Consider the following 231-nt stretch of genomic DNA (forward strand, 5'->3'; position numbering starts at 1 on the left):
CACCATTGTTGCTTCAGGAATTTTAGGACAACCGGCGATGGGCGGTGGCGATGCGAAACTCGCTGCGATGATGGGGGCTTGGTTGGGATGGAAACTGTTGATTGTGGGTTGTTTTCTCGCTTGTGTGGTGGGAACTGTGATTGGTGGGGGCGCGATCGCGCTGGGAATTCTTAGTCGTCGTCAACCGATGCCATTTGGTCCGTTTTTAGCGTTAGGGGGCGCGATCGCGCT

1 protein-coding gene is annotated in these 231 nt (G+C 55.4%); it reads left to right on the forward strand.

Features of this window, described 5'->3' with window-relative positions; translation table 11 throughout:
- Nucleotides 1-231, forward strand: a 231-nt coding sequence (locus tag R0J87_RS25260) for a prepilin peptidase (RefSeq protein ID WP_498889766.1), incomplete at both ends; no start/stop codon positions are given.

Source organism: Halomonas sp. SIMBA_159 (assembly GCF_046536035.1).
Lineage (GTDB): Bacteria > Pseudomonadota > Gammaproteobacteria > Pseudomonadales > Halomonadaceae > Vreelandella > Vreelandella venusta_A.